This window comes from Terriglobus sp. 2YAB30_2 (assembly GCF_052114765.1).
Lineage (GTDB): Bacteria > Acidobacteriota > Terriglobia > Terriglobales > Acidobacteriaceae > Terriglobus.
In genome coordinates this window covers 1-3,758 of record NZ_JBFRFJ010000047.1, presented here as the reverse complement: position 1 = coordinate 3,758, position 3,758 = coordinate 1, and the positions used below count along the sequence as shown (strand labels likewise).

At 62.1% G+C, this 3,758-nt stretch carries 2 protein-coding genes; both read right to left on the bottom strand.

Going from position 1 to position 3,758, the window contains the following annotated elements; all coding sequences use genetic code 11:
* Nucleotides 1-66 precede the first annotated feature (66 nt).
* Nucleotides 67-2,193, bottom strand: coding sequence for a hypothetical protein (locus AB4Y89_RS24375; protein WP_442303544.1), 2,127 nt, complete (start codon nt 2,191-2,193; stop codon nt 67-69).
* Nucleotides 2,178-3,527 carry a hypothetical protein gene (locus AB4Y89_RS24370; protein ID WP_442303543.1) on the bottom strand — a complete coding sequence of 450 codons (1,350 nt, stop codon included), beginning with the start codon at nt 3,525-3,527 and terminating at the stop codon, nt 2,178-2,180. Before AB4Y89_RS24370 ends, AB4Y89_RS24375 begins: the two co-directional genes overlap by 16 nt.
* Between the last annotated feature and the right edge of the window lie 231 nt (nt 3,528-3,758).

Sequence of the window (3,758 nt, the reverse complement as noted above, 5' to 3'; positions counted from 1 at the left end):
TTGCTGCGGTTGACAATTGGATCCACAAGTACAACCATGATCGACGGCACTCCGCCCTCGGGATGCTCAGCCCCCTACGCTACGAGCAATCCCTGACAGACGCAGCAAAAGCTGCTTGAACCCCTGTCCACCATTCGGGGTAAACCTCAGGCGCAGCAGGGGCGGTAACAGGGGGCGGGTGTCTAGTTCGCCGGCGATGCGGGTGATCTCGAGGCGGAGGTTGGCGATGTTGTCCCGGGTGAGTGCGACGTTGCGGCAGGCCAACGGTTTGCAGGTGGCTATATCGGGCCTGAGTTTGTTGCCATGGTCCTGGCGTTGCTGGCAGAGAGCCGTGGCATGGGTGTGGACGCAGGTGATGTATTTGCCGGGATAGACCGCCGGATCGTCGCGGGTCATCAGCCGACGCAGACGGTGTTCGTCGGTGATGACCTTGCCCTGAAAGTGCGCTCGATCTGCGAAACCCTGGAGACGTTGGGCGGCCTCTTCGGCCGCGGGGCCTGCAAGGTTCGTATGTTCGTGCTGGTCGATCATGGCGAGCAGGTGTTCGCCGCGAGCAAGGGCTTGCTCGGATTCGACTTCGGCACGGAATCCGGAGTCCGACGTTCCCGCATAGCCTTCGAACATTTGAATACTTAAGTGCCGGAACGCAATTGCTCCTGCAATAGAGCCTCCGGGGCGGCGCGCGATGAACCAGGCCAGTGTGCGGCGCCATTGGCGGGTGGTGATCCGCCAGCTGGTTCCGTTGACGGTCGGGATGAAGTCGTTGCGCTGGTGGGTGGTGCAGTACTCGTTGATCCAGGTGACGAAGCTGTTGAGGTGGTCGTTCGTCGTAATCGTCAGCAGTGCATGGTTTTCGGGGTTCTTGATTGGGGAGCCAGGCCCGAAGCCGCCGATGAATTCCGTCGCAGCGAACAGGTAGTCGGTTCCTGCTGGTTGGAGTTGTTCGAGAACACCGATGGCCCTGGCGGCGGGTGCGCCGACGATCCAGGTTGCCTGAACTCCGTTGGGGTCTGTTTCGCCCTTGAACGCGAGGCTGGTGACCTTGTAGCGATAGATTCGGCCGGTCGCGTCGCGCTGGGCCGAAAGACAGTTGCGTCGTAGGTGTTTGATCTCGCAATCTCTCATCCCCGATTGGAACGCGATGGTGGCGTAAGCTGCCGCGAGCAGCAGGTTGACCAGTTTTGCGAGGTTGGGGGCGGGTTTGTAGCCGGTGACGTCGGTAGCGATGGCTTCGATCCATGGCTGGTCGCCGATGCGGCCGGTGATGGGGATGTCGATGCGGGTGTAGTTGTCGACGCCGACGATGGCTGCCGCTGCCTCGATCTCGTCGAGCCGAGATCTGACGGCTCTCTGGCTGCCACCGATGAGTCTCGCGAGTGCGAGCATGTTCGGTTTGCCGCGGTAACCGGGCAGCGGTTGACCCTGCGCGATATGGTCGGCCAGCAGCTGCCGAAGTGGGTCACGGACTGCGCCGTTGCGGGCAGGGGTCTTCGGGCGCGCCTGCGATCGCAGGATCCGCCATTTGTCGGCAGCAGCGATGATGTCGGCGGAGAAGTCGTCGACGAAGCGCATCGCCCAGACCATGAAGGGTCCGTGCACTTGCTCAGGAATGCGGTTGGTCGAGTTCTCTCCGCGCCGACGGTTGTTCTCGCTCCAGCCATCCAGGTGCGCGGGGTCGAAGGTCAGATGATCGGACAACGCACTGCGGTAGCGCCAAAGCATTCGCACCCCGCCTCGCGCTATGTCGCGGTAATCGGGCGATTTCAATGTGAGAATCAGATGCTTCTGGTAGCTCTGCAGATCGGCGCCGACGAGCTCGCGCAGGCTCGCCGGTCTGCGACCGGTCCTCGCCGCTGCTGTGGTGTTCAGCCATGTCATGAACCGTTTGAGTTCGGTGTAGCGTGTCCGGACCGTGGACATGGTGGGTCGTTCCTCGCCAGGTGGAAGGTCTCCGCTGAGCATCGCGAAAAGTAGTTCTTTGGCCACCACTCGCCAGGGGGCTGGGATCAGGGCGAGGTTCACCACAATCGAGCGCGTGTGGGCTTGAAGATTTGCAGGGCCGAGTTGCCACACGTCGTCGCGGAATCGATTCGTCTGTTCCAGACGGTATCCCGTGAGCAGTGGGCGCTGGGCTAGCACGAACCGGTCGTCGAACCGATGCTGGCCGGCAGGGTTGGTCAGGGTTGTTGCCATGGATGCTCCAACAAGTCCAGCAGTGCGTCGGTCGGCTTGTTCGCCGCGGCCTGGTCGATCTCGGCTGGGGTGAATTTGACCAGGACATCGCGTTGGATGGCGGCCCAGACCGGGCCGTAGCGTTGCCACCAATCCTGTTCGCGGAGTTGCTGACGCCGGATGGACAGAGCGTCGAGCAGTGCGAGCAGCCTGGGAAGGTCCTTACCTGTGATCAGGCAGTTGCCGCAATGGAAGCAGTCCAGAAAGCTTGCGCGGCAGGGTTTTCCGGTGACGGGATGATGGTCGTGATCGATGCACTCGGTCCAAGCGGTGTCGAGCTGCCCGGTCACGGATTGTTGCGCGGTATTCGGGGCCAGTCCCGCGGTTTCGAGTTGCTGCGGCTGGGCCTGTCCGGCAACGACGCGTAATGCGTTGCCGGAGTGCTTCAGCAGCGCCTGCTGGTGTGCGGCGTAGGCGGATTCCTCGGCGTCGGTGAGGGCCTGGCTCATGATCCCTTCGGCCCAGTCGATGACGGTCGGATCTTTGCGTAGGTAGTTGGCGAACAACACGGGCAGACTGTTGGTGCGGGCAGCCGAGGGCAGATGACCACCCATCTGCTTGGTGCGGCGAACCTCGATACTGGTCTTGAGCCGGTTGAAATCCAGCGCCAGTGGTGCCGCGGGAGCGCCGGGGGAGCTGTCGAGCAGGAGGCTGTGCCGAGCCGCCCAGTCGAGGCTATGGAGATCGGTGTGGTTGAGGCCCTTGGCGAAAGGATCGTGGTGCTCACCCACCGTGCCGACGGCGCGGAACCGGTGACCGTTTCGCCAGACTGACCACACCCGTTCGGATCCTTGTTGTCGTGCTCGGCCGGGCGCGGTCAGCCGATGAATGAGCAGATAGAGCCCGCCCGGGGTGCGCAGCTCCCGTCCGGGCGTTCCGATTTCCCAAGTCACCGTTTCGTGCCAATGCTGTTGGCCCCGTCGGCGTTTGATCACACTCAACTCGACCGCGCGGTCCTCGAGGACGCGATGGGCTGCGGGCAACTCCTTGATGGTTTCCATGTTGCGGCCGGTCAGGATGGCCAGCAAAACCAGTAGCGGTAACAGGTCAGGTTGGCAGACGAACAGTTGCTGGGCGAGTTCGCGTCGCCGCAGCCTGGTTTCATTGACATGCCCGGATAGGCGTGGAACACAACCGGTTTCCGCGATGGGGACGAGTTGTTCGGCGAGCTGCTGTTGTGACTGTGACAGAGCTTGGTGATCGTGGCGGAATCGGGCGACCAGGTCCCGGCTGGCCTGGATCCGATCTCGGATCCGGGCGACATCGGAGCGAGCCGCTCGTTCCACCTTGCTCAACTCGCCATCGGAGTATCCAGGCTTAGGCCTGGATCCACCGACGTAATCTGCGGGTAGAGGTGTGTTGAAATAGCGAAAGTGTCCTCTGAACTGGGATGATTAATGTTCTCACGCAGCAATCAAGACCAGGACRGGCAGACACTTTCAGTGCGATTGTTCCACACGTTCGCCGAGGATTCGGCGATGTTCGATGACGACAACCTTGTGTCGGTGGCCGGGTTGGTTCCGGTG